A 15,980-nucleotide genomic window follows, 5' to 3' on the forward strand; every position below is an offset into this window, starting at 1 on the left:
TCTCTGAGTCTAAAACTGTCTTTATAAAAATTATGTATACATTTCTCAGTTGTGCACGCCTATCTCATACATCTATTCGACGTTTTGATCCTTTTTCCTGTCTTTAATCATTACACATATTAAAAAAACCGACAAAGCTACAACCCTTCTTACGAAGAATAGAGATGATGTCGGTGAAGATTCTTTATTTATAAAAAGTACCCAGCACTTCAAGTGCGGACGAGCGCTCAATTCGAAACGGATAGATGTATCCCTGATTAAACCTGCTAAACCTGCGGCTCCACAGATCCAGCCCGGAGGTGAATTGATAAGCCTGATATACAAATTTGGAACAATAGTTTCGTTCAATGCTTCGCAGGTTGGTTTGCAAGCGATAAAACTTCACCTGCTTGTAGTGTTCCTGCACCCATTCGGCCGCCCGTTGTCCAGCTTCATTAAAACGGGAACGAAACACAATGAACCGATCCCCTTCGTAAAAACGTGTAAGATACCACTCCAGTGAATCGGCAAATACAGGCCCATACGGATGCACATGGTACACTTTTCCGTCGAGGCCAATAATCCCCATGTGTCCTGCATAGTAGGTTGACTCCGAGCTCGGTGTATAGACAATATCTCCAGGTTTCAGGTCCATCTGACCAAGCTCTGTAACAGGGAGATCCTGTTGCAGCCGTTTGGCTGCATATCGTTCCCGCCGGCCTTCAACCAGCAATCGATGCAAAGCACCAGCCACAGCAAGATAGATTGCTGCGTATTTGATACGTTTCTTTCCTTTTCCCTTAGTAGATCTGAGGACAGAAGAAATGAAATTCCGAAACAATTTAGACATACCTCACCCCGTATTCTGCACTCTGTCAATTGATTTGTCTATTTTACATATTATAGTTTCCGTTTAGGAACTGATCAAACTGTTACGATCATTCGATATTAGCAGCACTATGCTCAAGTCTCCCCCTTAACAGAATAACCCAAATTTCCGATATTATAATAAGTATGATAAAAAAATCATGCGACATTCAAACCTAGGAGGAATCCAATATGCTATCCGTTTCTTCATCAAACAGAAGCACCGGAACAAACCAGAGCAGCAGCAATACAGCTTCTAAAACGGACAAGATCATTCAGGATCTGATGAAACAAAAGGCAAGACTGAGTGAAGAAATGCAAACCGTAAGATCCAATGAAAAACTGGACACAAAAACCAAAATGCAGCGCATTCAAACCCTATCCTCCAGCATCCAGGAAATCGACGCTCAAATTGCTCAAATTAAAGCAGAAGAAATTCAGGAAAAGACTCGCCAAAAAGAGACTGATCAACCCAAAAGTTCTGAACCCCAACCTGAAGATACGGTCTCACTCGGTTCAGTAATCAAGAACAGCAATACATACGATCAATTGGGGAAACTGGTCGGATCCCGTGAGAAAATGCAGGGTTCTATTAACACGCTTGAAGGCGGCGTTCGATTTGATCGCACTCTACTAGACAGTAACCCTCATCAAGATAGCGGAAAATCAGCAATGCTCGAAAATGCAGAGCATACCGTTTTTCAAATAAAACGTGAAATGGTGCAGGAAATTAAATCCCACATCAGAAGTACGGATAAAAAAATAGGGGAATTACTCAAAGATATAAATGATACAGCTCCACGCAATGACCAGACCGCAGAGAAATCGCGTACAGAGGTAGATAAAGTGGAAAAAGACAAAACAGACAATATTCCTGCGGATAACAACCAGTCTAAGGAAAACGACCATCCATCTAATTCATCTGGAATTTCAAACAAAAATACATCGATCGACGTTTTAATTTAAATATTTTCGTTACAACGCAAAAAATAAAACCACAACCTTAATACCTGAATTCATCAAGGTAATCAAGGTTATGGTTTTTTATTTGTGTTTTACTCTTCTACAACACCAAGGGCTTTATTTTTCTCTTTGAACCGGCTGTTATGAGAAGATACATAAGCTACTCTATCCGCCTCAGGATCCATGTACAGTTTTGCACTGTTCACCGCAAGGGCAGCATCTGTAAATGTCCCTGCAATGAGATACAGCTTGCTGCCATAGTCCACAAAGTCACCTGCAGCGAATACACCAGGAATATTCGTTTGCAGCTTCTCTGTTGTGGTCACATGCCATTCTCCAAGATCCAATCCCCAATCACGGATCGGACCAAAGTCACTCTTCATGCCATGGTTGACGATAATAGCATCGACCTCAAGCATTTCACTTTCACCTGTTTCCACATGGGAAATCGTCACATGCTCAATAACCTCACCGCTAACACTGTGTAACGTATCCACCGCATAAGGCGTTCGAACATCCACAGAGGACTCTCTCATGCGGATCACATTGCGTTCCAGTCCGCCGAAACGATCACGTCGATGGACAACCGTGACTTGTTCTGCGAGAGCTTCAAGCTCGTTGGCCCAGTCTACTGCTGAATCGCCTCCACCAGAGATAAGCACACGTTTTCCCCGGAAAGGCTCCAATTCCTGCACCGTGTAGTGCAGGTTGGTTACCTCGTAACGATCAGCTCCTTCAAGTTCCAACTTAGCCATCTTGTATATTCCGTAACCAATGGCCATAATCACTGTTCGTGTCCAATGTTTCTCACCTGTAGCAGAAGTGAGAATAATCGTACCGTCAGGTTGACGTTCGAAGCCTTCGATCTGCTGTTCAAAGATAATCGTAGGTTCAAACGTTCTCGCCTGCTCTTCCAACTGTTTGATCAGATTTTCGCACAAGATCGGCGTCACCCCACCCACATCCCAGATCATTTTCTCCGGATAAAAGAGCATACGACCGCCCAGTCTGTCACGGGCTTCAATCAATTTAGTTTTCATATCCCGCATACCGCTATAGAAGGCTGAGTACATCCCGGCAGGGCCTCCGCCGATAATGGTTACATCATATAGTTCCAACTGCTGCTCCATTTTAAAGTTACCTCCGTTAATTCGATCCAGAACATCGAGTATTTGATATCGATTCTCATTATCACTTAATTCTTAGTTTAATGGGAATCTTATCAAAATACAATGGATAAAAACAAAACAATTTTTGCACAAAACAACGATCATTCCATTAAAAGCTATTCGGCTAATGTAGAATCTTATGAATCCACATGTCATTCTATAAAGGAAGCCAAAAATAAAAGCCACTATTTATTGGTCCAAACAGACCTCATAAATAGTGGCTTTTATTGTTGCTATCGCTTTCGTATTAGCTTAATTACTCCTGACCCTTTCAGGAGACCTTATGCTCAATTCTCAGCTTGTCTGCAACCATTGCGATGAACTCGCTATTGGTTGGTTTCGACTTGCTGATGTTGATGGTGTAGCCAAAGAGGTGGCTGATGCTGTCGATGTTTCCGCGTGTCCAGGCTACTTCAATCGCATGGCGAATGGCACGTTCGACGCGGGACGGCGTTGTTTTGAATTTTTCGGCAATGGCAGGGTACAGCGTTTTGGTGATCGCACCCAAAATTTCGATATTGTTATATACCATTGTAATCGCTTCGCGCAAATACTGATATCCTTTAATATGCGCAGGAACGCCGATTTCATGTATGATGGACGTGATGCTGGCATCCAGGTTTTTGTGTTTGCCCATAGGCACCACATTGGATTTGTTCATAAACATGGATGAGCTGCTGCTGGTGCCTGAAGAGACGGTTGACTGGGATCCAACAAGCTGGCGTACCCGGTTAGCGAGCACTTCCATGTCAAATGGTTTGAGGATGTAATAAGAAGCTCCGAGTTGCACGGCACGCTGTGTGATATTCTCTTGACCGAATGCCGTAAGCATGATCACTTTCGGTTGCGGATTCAGGTTCAAATTGCGCAGACGTTCCAAGACACCCAATCCATCCAGGTGAGGCATAATAATATCCAGAATCAATACATCCGGTACATCACGGCTTTGCTCCAACAACTGCAATACTTCTTCACCGTTGTAGGCAATTCCGGTAACTTCCATATCTTCCTGTTCGGATATATATTCGGCAAGCAAATTCGTAAATTCACGATTATCATCAGCCAGCAATACCTCAATTTTTTGCAAAACGGTATCCTCCTTTGGTTTAACCACGGTTTCGTACATTTCCTTACAGGTTAAATTTTCGACACAGGCGAGGAAATTCCTTCTGTCGAAAATTATTTTTCTTTATTTTTTTTTCGCGTTACTATATAATAAATAATTTATTTCATTATGTGATAATAATCTTTTCCATTCGACAAAAAATCTTAAGGCGGTTTAACCAGCCTTAAGATTTTTTGCTTTTTCCTTTTTGATCATGACTCCGGCATCCTGTAACATCCACTCAATAAAACATCCATAACCTGATTTCGGATCATTCACAAACACATGTGTCACTGCACCAACCAGCTTGCCGTTTTGTACGATTGGGCTTCCGCTCATTCCCTGTACAATGCCGCCAGTCTTATCAAGCAGCTTCGGATCGGTAATCCGAAGGACCAGACCTTTGGTTGCAGGTTCCGATTGATCGGCCACATGTACAATGTCTATAGAGAAACGCTCAACCTGCTGTCCATCCACAACAGTCAAAATTTCTGCCGGTCCTTCCTTCACTTCATGTGAGAAAGCAACAGGAATTCCTTTGGAGTATAAACTGTGATCTGGATTGTCAGACATCTTGCCGAATATGCCAAAAGCCGTATTACGCTCAATATTGCCTAAAATTTTGCTTTCCTTAAGAAAATGTGCACGCTTCTCACCCGGATCGCCGGATTCACTTTTCGAAATGGACGTGACATTCGACTGAACAATTTGACCACTGCCGACAACAATGGACGTTTGAGTATTCATATCTGTAATTACATGTCCCAATGCACCATATACGCCTTGATCAGGCGCATAGAACGTCAAAGTGCCTACTCCGGCTGCAGAATCACGAATGTACAATCCAAGTCTCCAGGCTTGATCTTCGGCATCATATGCTGGCTTTAATTGCGTCTTAACCGTTTCCTTCCCGCGTTTCAATACAACATCGATGCCCTTTTTGCTTTTTCCCGCTTGCTCCACAGCTTCTGCAACACCTGCAACACCATCGAGACGTTTACCATTCATATGGGTAATCAGATCGCCAAGCTTAATTCCTGCGGCTTCTCCTGGGGAGACCCTCTGATCTCCTTCAGCACGTACCAAGTGATGACCTACAACCAATATGCCAGCTGACTTCACTTTTACGCCAATGGTTTGACCCCCGGGTACAACTCGCAAATCCGGAATGACGTTTACATTCACCGTTTTGACCGGAATTTTGCCCCACAACTTCAACGTTAATTTTGCTTGCCCCGTCTGCTGGGGATGCAAATGCAACGGTTGCTGCTTCGTGACATGTACAGCTTGCTCCTGCCCATCCAAACCGACGATATCGGGTCTGTCTACAACGGCACTTGAAGCAGCCGGTACAGCGAGTCGTACATCAGCTTGCCTGCCTGCAAATACCTGTAATTCGTCAGGCAATGAGGCATAACTCTGCACAGGCTGAATCGCCTGGCTGATCACACATAGAAAGAAGGCAAATAAAAGACCTAGCAATTTCTTCCTGAGGGGGGAATTCAATGGCTGTCACACTCCCTTTGCTTCTTTCGCTTGACGAAAGGTGGTCGCCAATTGCGTACCTATAAGATAACCTTGCCCCCAGGCTTTTATTACTGTCAATCATTACGCCGGCCGCTCGTTTCCCCCTTTTTTGGCTTCCGCCAAATTCAGCATTTCCTGTGCGTGATGCAGCGTTTTTTCTGTAATTTCAACACCACCCAGCATACGTGCCAATTCCTTCACTCTGCCCTCGTTTGACAGCGATTCCACCTGCGTCATGGTACGCCCGTCAACGACATGTTTTTCGATCAGATACTGGTGATCTGCCATACAGGCCACTTGTGGCAAGTGCGTAATCGAAAATACCTGACAGGTAGAAGATAAGCGGAACAATTTTTCCGCAATGGATTGAGCTGCTCTTCCGCTTACACCGGTATCCACCTCGTCAAAAATTAACACAGGAATTCGGTCATGTCGTGCGAAAATACTCTTCATGGCAAGCATCATTCGGGACAGCTCACCGCCCGATGCAATTTTACCAAGCGGACGCAAAGGTTCACCCGGATTCGGCGATATGAGGAATTCCGCATTATCCGCTCCCTGACGACTTAGCCGAAGCCTGCGACCGTTCCATTCGATCCCCTTGGGATCTTCTGACGGCGTAATCTGCACACGCAGCGTTGTACGCTCCATCTGTAAATCCTTCAGCTCACTCTCCACCTGTGCAGCGAGTTCTTCGGCACACTGTTTCCGGACTCGGCTCAAATCCTCTGCAGAATCCATCACCAGAACCAGCAGCTTGTCGCGCTCTGCACGGAGCTTCTCCAACCGCTCATCCTTGTTTTCCAGCTGGTCGGTTTCATGGCTGATTTGTTCATAATAATTGAGAATGAGTTCAACACTGTCCCCATACTTCCGTCTCAGTCCAGAGATTAGGTTTAAGCGCTGCTCCACTTCCTCCAGTCTGCCGGGGTTAAACTCAATTTTCTCACGGTAATCCCTCAGCTGGAATGTAGCATCCTCTAATTGATAAAACGCGGACTGCAGCTGCTCCACTATAGGCTGGAGTCCTTTACTGTCATAACCGGAGATATCTTCAATACGTGACAGGGCAATACTAACTGCCTCGAGCCCGCGTTGACCACTGAGCAGATCATAGGCACCGGCAACACTGTCCATCATTTTCTCACTATGGGATAGTTTGACCCGTTCTTCACCGAGTAATTCATCTTCCCCATGTGTCAGTCCGGCTGCAGCAATCTCTTCCAGTTGAAAACGATACATGTCCAACAGTTGATAAGCCCGCTGACTCGACTCCTGAAGGGCACGCAGTTCTTTTTCAGCAGTAATAAACCGGCTGTACCGTTCCTGATATTCCGATTTCACTGGACCAATCACTGCAGCACCGTAGGTGTCCAACAACCCCAAATGGCTTTCAGCACGAAGTAAACTTTGATGTTCATGCTGACCATGGATATTAATCAGTTTTTCCCCCACTTCACGCAGCATCGTCAGATTGACCAACTGCCCGTTAATGCGGGATGTACTTTTACCCTGGGTATTCAGTTCCCGTCTAATGACGAGGTGTTCTTCAGGTTCACATTGGATACCGAGCTTTTCAAGGGTTTCCCACACCGGGTGACCCTGCTCCATCTCAAAAAGAGCCTCCATTTCGGCCTTGTCACAACCGTAACGAATCAGATCAGCCGAACTCCGGCCACCAGCGATCAAACCGAGCGCATCGATAATGATCGATTTACCCGCACCCGTTTCTCCAGACAACACATGAAACCCTGCGTGGAATACAACGTCCACTTCTTCTACTACAGCCAGATTACGAATCGATAATGTAACTAACATCAGCCAAAGCACCTCCGGATGACAAACTCAGCAATTATGTTTTGAATCGTATTTTTAGGAAATGTAACCCATAATTCGCTCAATAACCGTGACGCTGTTATCTTCAGTACGACAGATGATGAGAATCGTATCGTCACCACAGATTGTACCCATGACTTCCGTCCATTCGATATTATCGAGCAATGCCGCGATGGAATTTGCCGTTCCAGGCAGACATTTCATCACAACCAGATTGTTGGTATGGTCTATGTGGAGAAAATTATCCACCAATGCCCGCTTCAGCTTCTGGATCGGGTTATACCGCTGGTCTGTTGGCAAAGAATACTTATACCGTCCATCATCCATCGGTATTTTAATTAATAACAATTCTTTAATATCACGGGATACCGTGGCCTGAGTCACCTGAAAACCGGCTTGACGCAGCGCTTCAACCAGATCATCCTGGGTTTCTATTTCATTCTGACTAATAATTTCACGTATCTTAATGTGTCGTTGTCCTTTCATACATGCCTCCAGTTCAAATAGTTGCCACTGATCTTTCAGTCCAAATCATCACCATCGTATACATCTTCCTCATAATCCATCAATCGGATGACATTAACGCTGGATTCTTCCGTATCCACATACAATAGGCCTTCACAGCCTGGATACAGCAATAAATAATACAAAAAACGATCTCTTATGGCCGGACCTGTAAAATCCACCGGCTGTCTGCGCCGGGAGGTCTTTACCAGATACCTGATCTCATCACGCTCAGCAACATAATCAACGAACAGCCGACTGTAAAAAACGGACTCATTGACTTCAAAGGCGAGCGGTATTTTCATTTTGCCTCCGATGACTTCATACCCTTCTGCTTCAAGCAGATCAACAGCCGGGGAATGCTGAATATCGGAATTCAGTTGAATCCCTGACAAACTTACCGGTAACGGTCGATTGAGCCATTTACGTAAGCCGTAGAACAGCCATATGATTAAAATGACAGCAAGTACACCAATAACGATCGTGTCAGATTGCTCATTCATCATCGTTCACCTCGAAGACTTATTCGAGGTCCAGCAGTCAATCTCCTGTTATTAGGATCACCTTTCCAGCGAAAAGAAACCCATCCTATGATGAGTTTCCCGTAAAAGTATGAGCAGCTTCCATTGCAACCTGATGCGCAAGTGCATCAAGTGAAGCCGGGTCCTTCTCTTGTTGTGATGCGCCCGGTTCTTCCAGACGCCAATGAGCGAGAAATTCGATATTACCTTCTCCACCTGTGATAGGGGAAAAGGTTAAGCCCTTAAGACCTAGCCCAAGCTCATTCGCAAAATGGAGCATGGTTTCCAGCACTTCCTTGTGTACTTTTGGATCTCGCACGACTCCCGACTTGCCCACCTTTTCACGTCCTGCCTCAAATTGAGGTTTGATCAAAGCAACAATGTCTGCCGGCTGCTTCAGAAGTGCAAGCAGCGGAGGCAAAATAATGCGCAGAGATATAAAGGATACATCTATGCTGGCAAAGTTCGGTACAGGCCCAATGAGGTCTTCAGGAGTTACATAACGAAAATTAGTTCTTTCCATCACGGTAACCCGGTCATCGTTGCGTAGGGACCAGTCCAACTGATTATAACCTACATCAATCGCATATACATGAGAGGCTCCATGCTGTAAAGCGCAATCCGTAAACCCACCAGTTGACGAGCCGATATCGAGCATGACCAGACCGTTCATGTCGAGACCGAAGTGTCGAATGGCTTTTTCAAGTTTCAATCCGCCTCGGCCTACATACGGATGCACCGAGCCTTTGACTTTCAGTTCAGCTTCCCGCGGTATTTTCATGCCTGCCTTTTCGATTCGTTCATTGTTGGCATACACCAGTCCAGCCATGATTGCCGCTTTTGCCTTCTCACGACTCTCATAATAACCCTGCTCGACCAGCAGAACATCGATTCGTTCTTTCGGGAGTGACATGTCTTTCTCCTATCCTATCGTTCATTCATTTTATTTTGATGATACATCCATGTTTTCTTTTCAATTAAGAAGGAAAACGGGTTCTCGACATACCATAAGAGGATTGAGCTGCCAAACTGCGCAACTGCACACATACATTTTCCACAGTAAGTCCAACCTCAGCCCGTTGTTCGTTGATGCTGCCGTGTTCAATGAAGCGATCCGGGATGCCCATAAGCTGAACATGTACATCATGGAGACCCTGCTCAGCGTAAAATTCAAGAACAGCGCTACCCATACTGCCCGCTTGCGAAGCTTCTTCAAGCACAATCAGTTTCGTGCCACGAACCGCCAGATCACGAAGCATTTGTTCGTCGAGTGGTTTGAGGAAACGGGCATTGATAACTCCAGCTGTAATGCCTTCCTTTTTGACGGTTTCGGCTGCTTCTTCAGCGATTTGAACCATGGAACCTGAAGCTATGACGGCATAGCCTTCAGATGGCCGCAGCTGTTCCCATGTACCGATTGGAATCGGTACGAGCTGCTCATCCATAGGTACGCCTACCACATTGTTCCGAGGGTAGCGATAAGCAATCGGGCCTTCATTATAATCAAGCGCCGTCTTCATCATATGGCGCAGTTCATTCTCATCTTTTGGCATCATGAGTACAATGTTGGGGATATGTCTCATAAAGGCCACATCATAAACCCCTTGGTGTGTCTCACCATCTGGTCCCACAAAACCCGCACGGTCGATGGCAAAAATCACATTGGCGTTATGGCGACAAATATCATGCACGATCTGATCATAAGCACGCTGCATAAACGTCGAATATACAGCAAAGATCGGCTTCAGCCCTTCCATGGCAAGTGCTGCACACATGGTTGCAGCATGCTGTTCAGCAATCCCCACATCAATCATGCGATCCGGGAATTCCTTGCTGAACGGAATAAGTCCTGAGCCTGTTGGCATGGCAGGTGTAACAGCTACAATTCGCTGATCTTCCTTGGCAAGCTCAACCAGTGTTTGCCCGAATATTTCGGTATACATTGGTTTGCCCACTGCCTTAAGAACCTGACCGGATTCAATTTTGTACGGCGAGATACCATGCCATTTGTGTGAGTCTGCCTCAGCAGGCTGGTATCCTTTCCCCTTGGTTGTAAGAACATGAACGAGGACAGGGCCTTCAACGTTATCCGCCTGTTTAAACGTTTCAATCAATTTGGGAATATCATGTCCATCTATGGGTCCCAAATAAGTGAAACCCAGTTCCTCAAACAAGACACCCGGAACCATCATGTATTTGACACTGTCTTTGATCCAGCTCGCCGATTTGGCCAGACGGTCTCCAATGGCAGGAATCTTTTTGAGTATTCCTTCCACATCATCTTTGGCTTTTAGATAATGACGATCGGAACGGATTTTGCTTAAATATTTATGCATCGCCCCGACATTGGGAGCAATGGACATTTCGTTATCATTAAGAATAACCATCAGCTTTTTCTGCTCATGACCAATGTGATTGAGTGCCTCGAAGGCCATACCACCCGTAAGCGCCCCATCCCCAATCATGGCGATGACCTGATTCTCTTCACCCTTGAGATCACGCGCAAGCGCCATCCCCATGGCTGCAGACAATGAAGTACTGCTGTGACCAGCTTCCCATACATCATGTTCGCTTTCATTACGTTTGACAAATCCGCACAATCCATTGTGCTGACGCAACGTATCGAAACGGTCCATTCGTCCGGTAAGAATTTTATGCACATACGCCTGATGCCCTACATCGAATATCATTTTGTCTGCCGGACTGTTATAGCAGTAGTGCAGGGCTACCGTGAGCTCAACCACGCCTAAATTCGGTGCCAGATGCCCCCCGGTCACGGACAATTTCTCAATCAGAAACTGCCGAATCTCTGCGGACAATAAAACAAGATCATCCTGGGACAACGATTTTAGATCACTGGGTTGTTTAATTTGTGGAAGCAGCACGAGAATCTCCCCGCTTTCCTAGATTGTTTGATTGTTTGGGTAATGCTTTTTATTACATAATTTATTAAATGACATTAAATCATTATAACATAAAAGAACAGGAATCATAATTTGCGGCACCATACTCCAGTTTACGAGCATTTTCGCCAGCAAGCCAAATGGATTGACCCATCATTATGTATCCGTAATGTCAAAAGTACAAACGGTGTGCAAAAAGCACATTAATATAATTACACCGATCTGAATCTTACGAATCAGCAACAAAAGAGTTTCATGGCAAGTGCCTAGTGATCTCTGCGCATTAAATAATCAGCAATTTCCATCAAACGCGATGAATCTTGCAACTCAGCTCTGCCAAGGGCGTCTTTTGCTGATTGTGTCAGGAGTCTCACCTGCTCCAGTGAAGCTTCCATGCCAATAAAGAATGGATAAGTCACCTTTTGCTGATTCACATCACTTTGGGTTTTCTTGCCCATTTTCTGTTCATCCCCAGTGAGATCGAGGATATCATCCTGAATCTGGAATGCTAGACCAAGATCACGTCCGAACACACGCAATGCTTCTAATTGCCCCTCAGTTGCGCCACCGATACGAGCACCAGCCAGTAAGGAAAATACGATCAGGTCACCCGTTTTGTGCATATGAATGTATTGCAGTTGTTCCAGATCCGTCATTCCCTGCTCGCCTTCCATATCAGCCACTTGTCCGCCTACCATGCCGCGGGCCCCAGCTAGCTCGGAAAGATCTTCAACAATGGAAAGCAATGCTTCTGCCGGCACACCACTCTTGCGGCCAGCCTGCACAACACAATAAAAAGCATGCGTTAACAAGGCATCTCCAGCAAGAATAGCCGTTGCTTCACCATAAACCTTGTGATTCGTTAATTTTCCCCGACGGTAGTCATCATTATCCATTGCAGGCAGGTCATCGTGGATAAGAGAATAGGTATGTACCATTTCCACGGCGCAGGCTACCGGAAACGCAGCTGTACGCTGCGCACCGAGGGCTTCCGCCGCAGCGACGACCAGAAGAGGACGAAGGCGTTTGCCTCCGGCCATAAGTGAATACTGCATCGCGTCACGTAAGGACTGAGGTACATCCCAGTGAACTGGAATAACTTCCTTTAATGCTTCCGTTACCTGATCCGTTGTATTTTGAAGATATTGTTCAAAGGAAAGACGACTACTCATTAATTTCACCGCTCTCAACTTCGGTAGCTCCGAACGGCTTCTTGCGAAGTTCCCCATCTTCTTCTACGATCATCTCAATCTTACGTTCCACTTGTTCCAGCTTGAGTCCGCACAGCTGCGAAAGTTTCATGCCTCGCTGAAACAGATCAATCGCCTGCTCCAACGGAACATCTCCATGCTCCAGCTGAGCCACGATATCCTCAAGTGCCGCCATTGCCTCTTCAAAATTCAGTTCCGGTTCATTCGCCATGGATGTTGTCGTCCTCCTTCATTCCCCAAACCTGACAGTCCAGCTGTCCGTCTGTTAATTTGATTTTGATAGAATCTCCGGGCTGTACTTCCTTTAACGATTTGATTAGCCTCTGCTCCTGTTCGTCATATACCAGACTATATCCGCGGGACATGACTTTTAGCGGGCTAAGAGCATCGAGATGGCGTACGGAAGATTTCCATTGCTGCTGCTTTGATCTGACGATAGACCTCATCGCAAGTTCCAGCTGACGACGTGCTGCTGCATTCTCACGTTGTGCTGTATTGACTTGTTCTCGTGGATTAAAACGCTGCAGGGCTGCACGGAGACGCTCCTGTTTTTCTGCAGTCCATTTCACTCGTGTATCCACAGTCCTCAAAAGGCGCTGATGCATCATATCCAATCGCTCGGTGTGCTGCATCAATGTCCGCCTTGGATGAACAAGGACCGGCGAACGTTGTAATCTCGCAAGGCGCTCACGGTTATGGACAGCACGTTGACGAAGACTATGCTGGAGCTGACGCTGCCTTAGCGCAATCTGGTCCAACAACTCGGCACGATTAGGTACGGCCAGTTCAGCAGCAGCTGTAGGCGTCGCAGCACGCAGATCTGCTGCAAAATCTGCAATGGTAAAATCCGTTTCGTGTCCTACTGCAGAAATAACAGGAATGTCTGAACCTACGATGGCTCTTGCGACCATCTCTTCATTGAAAGCCCATAACTCCTCAAGTGAGCCCCCGCCTCGGCCCACGATCAGCACATCAGCCTCACCAAGAAGATTCAGATTGCGAATAGCTTTTACGATCGAAGGCGCAGCGCCCTTGCCCTGTACCAATACGGGATACAAAAGCACTTTGGCAGAAGGATATCGGCGTTGCAATGTAATCATGATATCTCGTACTGCAGCTCCCGTAGGTGAGGTAACAACACCAATCGTTCCGGGATACCGAGGAATAGCCCGTTTTCTGGACGAAGAGAAAAGCCCCTCTTCCTCAAGCTTCTTCTTCAGCTGCTCATAGGCCAGATAAAGGCTTCCAATACCGTCAGGCTGCATATGAGTGGCGTAGAATTGATATTGACCGTCCCGCTCATACACCGAGACATTGCCACGAGCAACAACCCTTGCACCCTCTTTTGGTACAAAGGGCAATCGCTGATTGTGGGACGCGAACATAATCGCCTTAATTCGGCTGTCCTTGTCCTTCAATGTAAAATACATGTGACCGCTGGAGTGATGTGTGAAATTGGATATCTCTCCACGCAGCCAGACGTCCGACAGGACCTGATCGGATTCCAGTTTCATCCGGATATACCGATTCAGGTCTTTGATGGAGTAGATCTGCCGCTCTGCCACGGTTAAACCTAGGCCAATCCGTGAGCGCGTTTGGCAGCGATCAGTGTATTTTGCATCAGCATGGTGATTGTCATCGGACCTACGCCGCCTGGAACCGGCGTAATAGGACCTGAGACTTCCTTCACACTCTCGAAATCCACGTCTCCAGCCAATTTGCCATTGTCCAAACGGTTCATGCCAACGTCGATGACTACAGCGCCTGGTTTTACATAATCGGCATCCACGAAGTTTGCACGACCGATCGCCACTACCAAAATGTCCGCTTGACGTGTAATTTCTTTCATGTTAGCCGTGCGGGAATGACACATTGTAACTGTTGCATTCTCGCGTTGAAGCAGCAAGGATACCGGTTTTCCGACAATATTGCTGCGTCCGATGACTACAGCATGCTTGCCCGACATTTCAAGACCTGTCCGTTTGATCAGTTCAATCACTCCAGCAGGAGTACATGGCAGCAAGCTGTCATCTCCAATCACAAGATTACCAACATTGACCGGATGGAAACCGTCAACGTCTTTGTCAACCGCAATGGCATCAATAACGGCTTTCTCCTCAATATGCTTCGGTAATGGAAGCTGAACAAGAATACCGTTGATCGATTTTTGATTGTTCAGCTTGTCCACCAGAGCAAGCAAATCCTCTTGGGATGTATTTGCATCCAGACGATGTACCTCGGAGTAGAACCCGAGATCGTGGCAAGCTTTTTCCTTATTCCGCACATATACCTGGGATGCCGGATCTTCCCCGACGAGCACAACAGCCAGACCAGGCACAACCCCCTGTTCGCTAAGCTGCTTTACTTCTTCAGTTATGCCTGCACGGATCTCCTGGGACACTTCTTTACCGTTAATAATAGATGCTGTCATTGTACTCTCTCTCCCTTATGTGAACATTTAATAAGTAAATCGCAAGTTTAGGACAATTTTTCTTTGATCGTGCTAACTTCCTGGATCATGCGTCCAAGCACACCGTTGACAAACTTCCCGGATTCATCTGTTCCAAAATGTTTGGACAGTTCGATCGCTTCATTGACCGATACTTTGGCCGGAACATCATCACGGAAGACCATTTCATAGGTTGCCAGCCGCAAAATCTGGCGGTCTACACGAGACAGACGGCTGATCTGCCAGCCTTTGAGATAGTCCACAAGCAATCCATCGATAGCTTCCTTGTGATTCCATGCTCCTTGCACAATTTCGGTTACATAGCTGCGCATCACATCTGCATCGTGAATGACAACTTCAGTTTCATTCTCGTCTGCAGCTTCATTAATCAGCATATTAACCGCTTCTGCTGCACCTACTTCATTCATTTCCATCTGATACAGACTTTGTACTGCAATTTCCCTTGCCAAACGTCTTTTCATGTCCTGCCTCCTGCAGCGCTCTTTGGAGCGTCATCATGCTTATTTTAAAATAAAAGAACCATCGCGCATCACATTTCTGACGCATGTTGGAGTGGCCCTCACGGTATTGTTATTGTTATCCCTTTTCACAAAAAAACCTGCAGTACGTTTCCTCCAAAAAACGGGCATATTAAACTAAGCTCTATTTTCGGAAGAAACATATTGCAGGGTTCAGGTGGCTCACTTAAACGGACGCCAGCGCTCCCCGAGCCATTGTCCCCATTCCCTCCAGGGAATGAAAGAGCCCAGCTTCGAATCGCTTCGTCTGCCTAACGTATAACCGATGAACACCAAGAGTGCAAAGAACAACATATCCCAAAACCCGGTAAACAAATAAAGAAATCCAAAAAAGATGCCGCCCACAATTCCGGTTATCCGGCCTCTGTGACTATCCCAAATCTCTCTCCACAGCATCAGTGAAACTC

At 46.1% G+C, this 15,980-nt stretch carries 16 protein-coding genes; 1 reads left to right on the forward strand and 15 read right to left on the reverse strand.

The features are described 5' to 3' along the window. Nucleotides 1–184: 184 nt before the first annotated feature. Nucleotides 185–829 (reverse strand): hypothetical protein, encoded by a 645-nt coding sequence (locus HP552_RS11315; protein ID WP_246310842.1) that lies wholly within the window; start codon nucleotides 827–829, stop codon nucleotides 185–187. A 209-nt stretch (nucleotides 830–1,038) separates the two neighbouring features. On the opposite strand from HP552_RS11315, the gene HP552_RS11320 reads away from it, so the two are divergent. Next, entirely contained in the window at nucleotides 1,039–1,812 is a 774-nt protein-coding gene (locus tag HP552_RS11320) for a FlxA-like family protein (protein WP_175395579.1), read from the forward strand. Between the two features lie 89 nt (nucleotides 1,813–1,901). On the opposite strand, the gene HP552_RS11325 is transcribed toward HP552_RS11320, so the two are convergent. The 14 genes from HP552_RS11325 to HP552_RS11390 all read right to left on the reverse strand — a co-directional run bounded on the left by HP552_RS11325 (nucleotide 1,902) and on the right by HP552_RS11390 (nucleotide 15,969). Then, nucleotides 1,902–2,939 carry an NAD(P)/FAD-dependent oxidoreductase gene (locus HP552_RS11325; protein WP_175395580.1) on the reverse strand — a complete coding sequence of 346 codons (1,038 nt, stop codon included), beginning with the start codon at nucleotides 2,937–2,939 and terminating at the stop codon, nucleotides 1,902–1,904. A 310-nt stretch (nucleotides 2,940–3,249) separates the two neighbouring features. Further along, nucleotides 3,250–4,065, reverse strand: a complete 816-nt coding sequence (gene spo0A, locus HP552_RS11330) for a sporulation transcription factor Spo0A (protein ID WP_175395581.1) — start codon at nucleotides 4,063–4,065, stop codon at nucleotides 3,250–3,252. A gap of 192 nt (nucleotides 4,066–4,257) precedes the next feature. Then, on the reverse strand, nucleotides 4,258–5,589 hold the full coding sequence (gene spoIVB, locus HP552_RS11335) for a SpoIVB peptidase (protein ID WP_175395582.1): 1,332 nt from the start codon (nucleotides 5,587–5,589) through the stop codon (nucleotides 4,258–4,260). Nucleotides 5,590–5,691: 102 nt separating this feature from the next. Further along, nucleotides 5,692–7,428: a DNA repair protein RecN gene (gene recN / locus HP552_RS11340; RefSeq protein ID WP_175395583.1), complete on the reverse strand. Its 1,737-nt coding sequence runs from the start codon at nucleotides 7,426–7,428 to the stop codon at nucleotides 5,692–5,694. A gap of 54 nt (nucleotides 7,429–7,482) precedes the next feature. Next, nucleotides 7,483–7,932 (reverse strand): transcriptional regulator AhrC/ArgR, encoded by a 450-nt coding sequence (ahrC, locus tag HP552_RS11345; RefSeq protein WP_175395584.1) that lies wholly within the window; start codon nucleotides 7,930–7,932, stop codon nucleotides 7,483–7,485. A gap of 35 nt (nucleotides 7,933–7,967) precedes the next feature. Continuing rightward, the gene (locus HP552_RS11350; RefSeq protein ID WP_246310843.1) at nucleotides 7,968–8,456 is read right to left on the reverse strand and encodes a hypothetical protein; all 489 of its coding nucleotides are present in this window, start codon (nucleotides 8,454–8,456) and stop codon (nucleotides 7,968–7,970) included. Nucleotides 8,457–8,538: 82 nt separating this feature from the next. Continuing rightward, nucleotides 8,539–9,384 carry a TlyA family RNA methyltransferase gene (locus HP552_RS11355; RefSeq protein WP_175395585.1) on the reverse strand — a complete coding sequence of 282 codons (846 nt, stop codon included), beginning with the start codon at nucleotides 9,382–9,384 and terminating at the stop codon, nucleotides 8,539–8,541. 64 nt (nucleotides 9,385–9,448) lie between these two features. Beyond that, nucleotides 9,449–11,356, reverse strand: a complete 1,908-nt coding sequence (dxs, locus tag HP552_RS11360) for a 1-deoxy-D-xylulose-5-phosphate synthase (RefSeq protein ID WP_175395586.1) — start codon at nucleotides 11,354–11,356, stop codon at nucleotides 9,449–9,451. 284 nt (nucleotides 11,357–11,640) lie between these two features. Next, entirely contained in the window at nucleotides 11,641–12,546 is a 906-nt protein-coding gene (locus tag HP552_RS11365) for a polyprenyl synthetase family protein (RefSeq protein ID WP_175395587.1), read from the reverse strand. Then, entirely contained in the window at nucleotides 12,539–12,796 is a 258-nt protein-coding gene (xseB, locus tag HP552_RS11370) for an exodeoxyribonuclease VII small subunit (RefSeq protein ID WP_175395588.1), read from the reverse strand. Before xseB ends, HP552_RS11365 begins: the two co-directional genes overlap by 8 nt. Continuing rightward, complete coding sequence (gene xseA, locus HP552_RS11375; RefSeq protein ID WP_175395589.1) at nucleotides 12,786–14,150, reverse strand: exodeoxyribonuclease VII large subunit; 1,365 nt, start codon at nucleotides 14,148–14,150, stop codon at nucleotides 12,786–12,788. The genes xseB and xseA overlap by 11 nt, the downstream gene beginning before the upstream one ends. 8 nt (nucleotides 14,151–14,158) lie before the next feature. Then, on the reverse strand, nucleotides 14,159–15,016 hold the full coding sequence (folD, locus tag HP552_RS11380) for a bifunctional methylenetetrahydrofolate dehydrogenase/methenyltetrahydrofolate cyclohydrolase FolD (protein ID WP_175395590.1): 858 nt from the start codon (nucleotides 15,014–15,016) through the stop codon (nucleotides 14,159–14,161). 47 nt (nucleotides 15,017–15,063) lie between these two features. Beyond that, a complete protein-coding gene (nusB, locus tag HP552_RS11385) occupies nucleotides 15,064–15,516 on the reverse strand; it encodes a transcription antitermination factor NusB (RefSeq protein ID WP_175395591.1) in 453 nt (150 codons plus the stop codon). Nucleotides 15,517–15,735: 219 nt separating this feature from the next. Next, nucleotides 15,736–15,969: a DUF2273 domain-containing protein gene (locus tag HP552_RS11390; protein ID WP_175395592.1), complete on the reverse strand. Its 234-nt coding sequence runs from the start codon at nucleotides 15,967–15,969 to the stop codon at nucleotides 15,736–15,738. Between the last annotated feature and the right edge of the window lie 11 nt (nucleotides 15,970–15,980).

This window comes from Paenibacillus xylanilyticus (assembly GCF_013359935.1).
GTDB classification, from domain to species: Bacteria; Bacillota; Bacilli; order Paenibacillales; family Paenibacillaceae; genus Paenibacillus; species Paenibacillus xylanilyticus.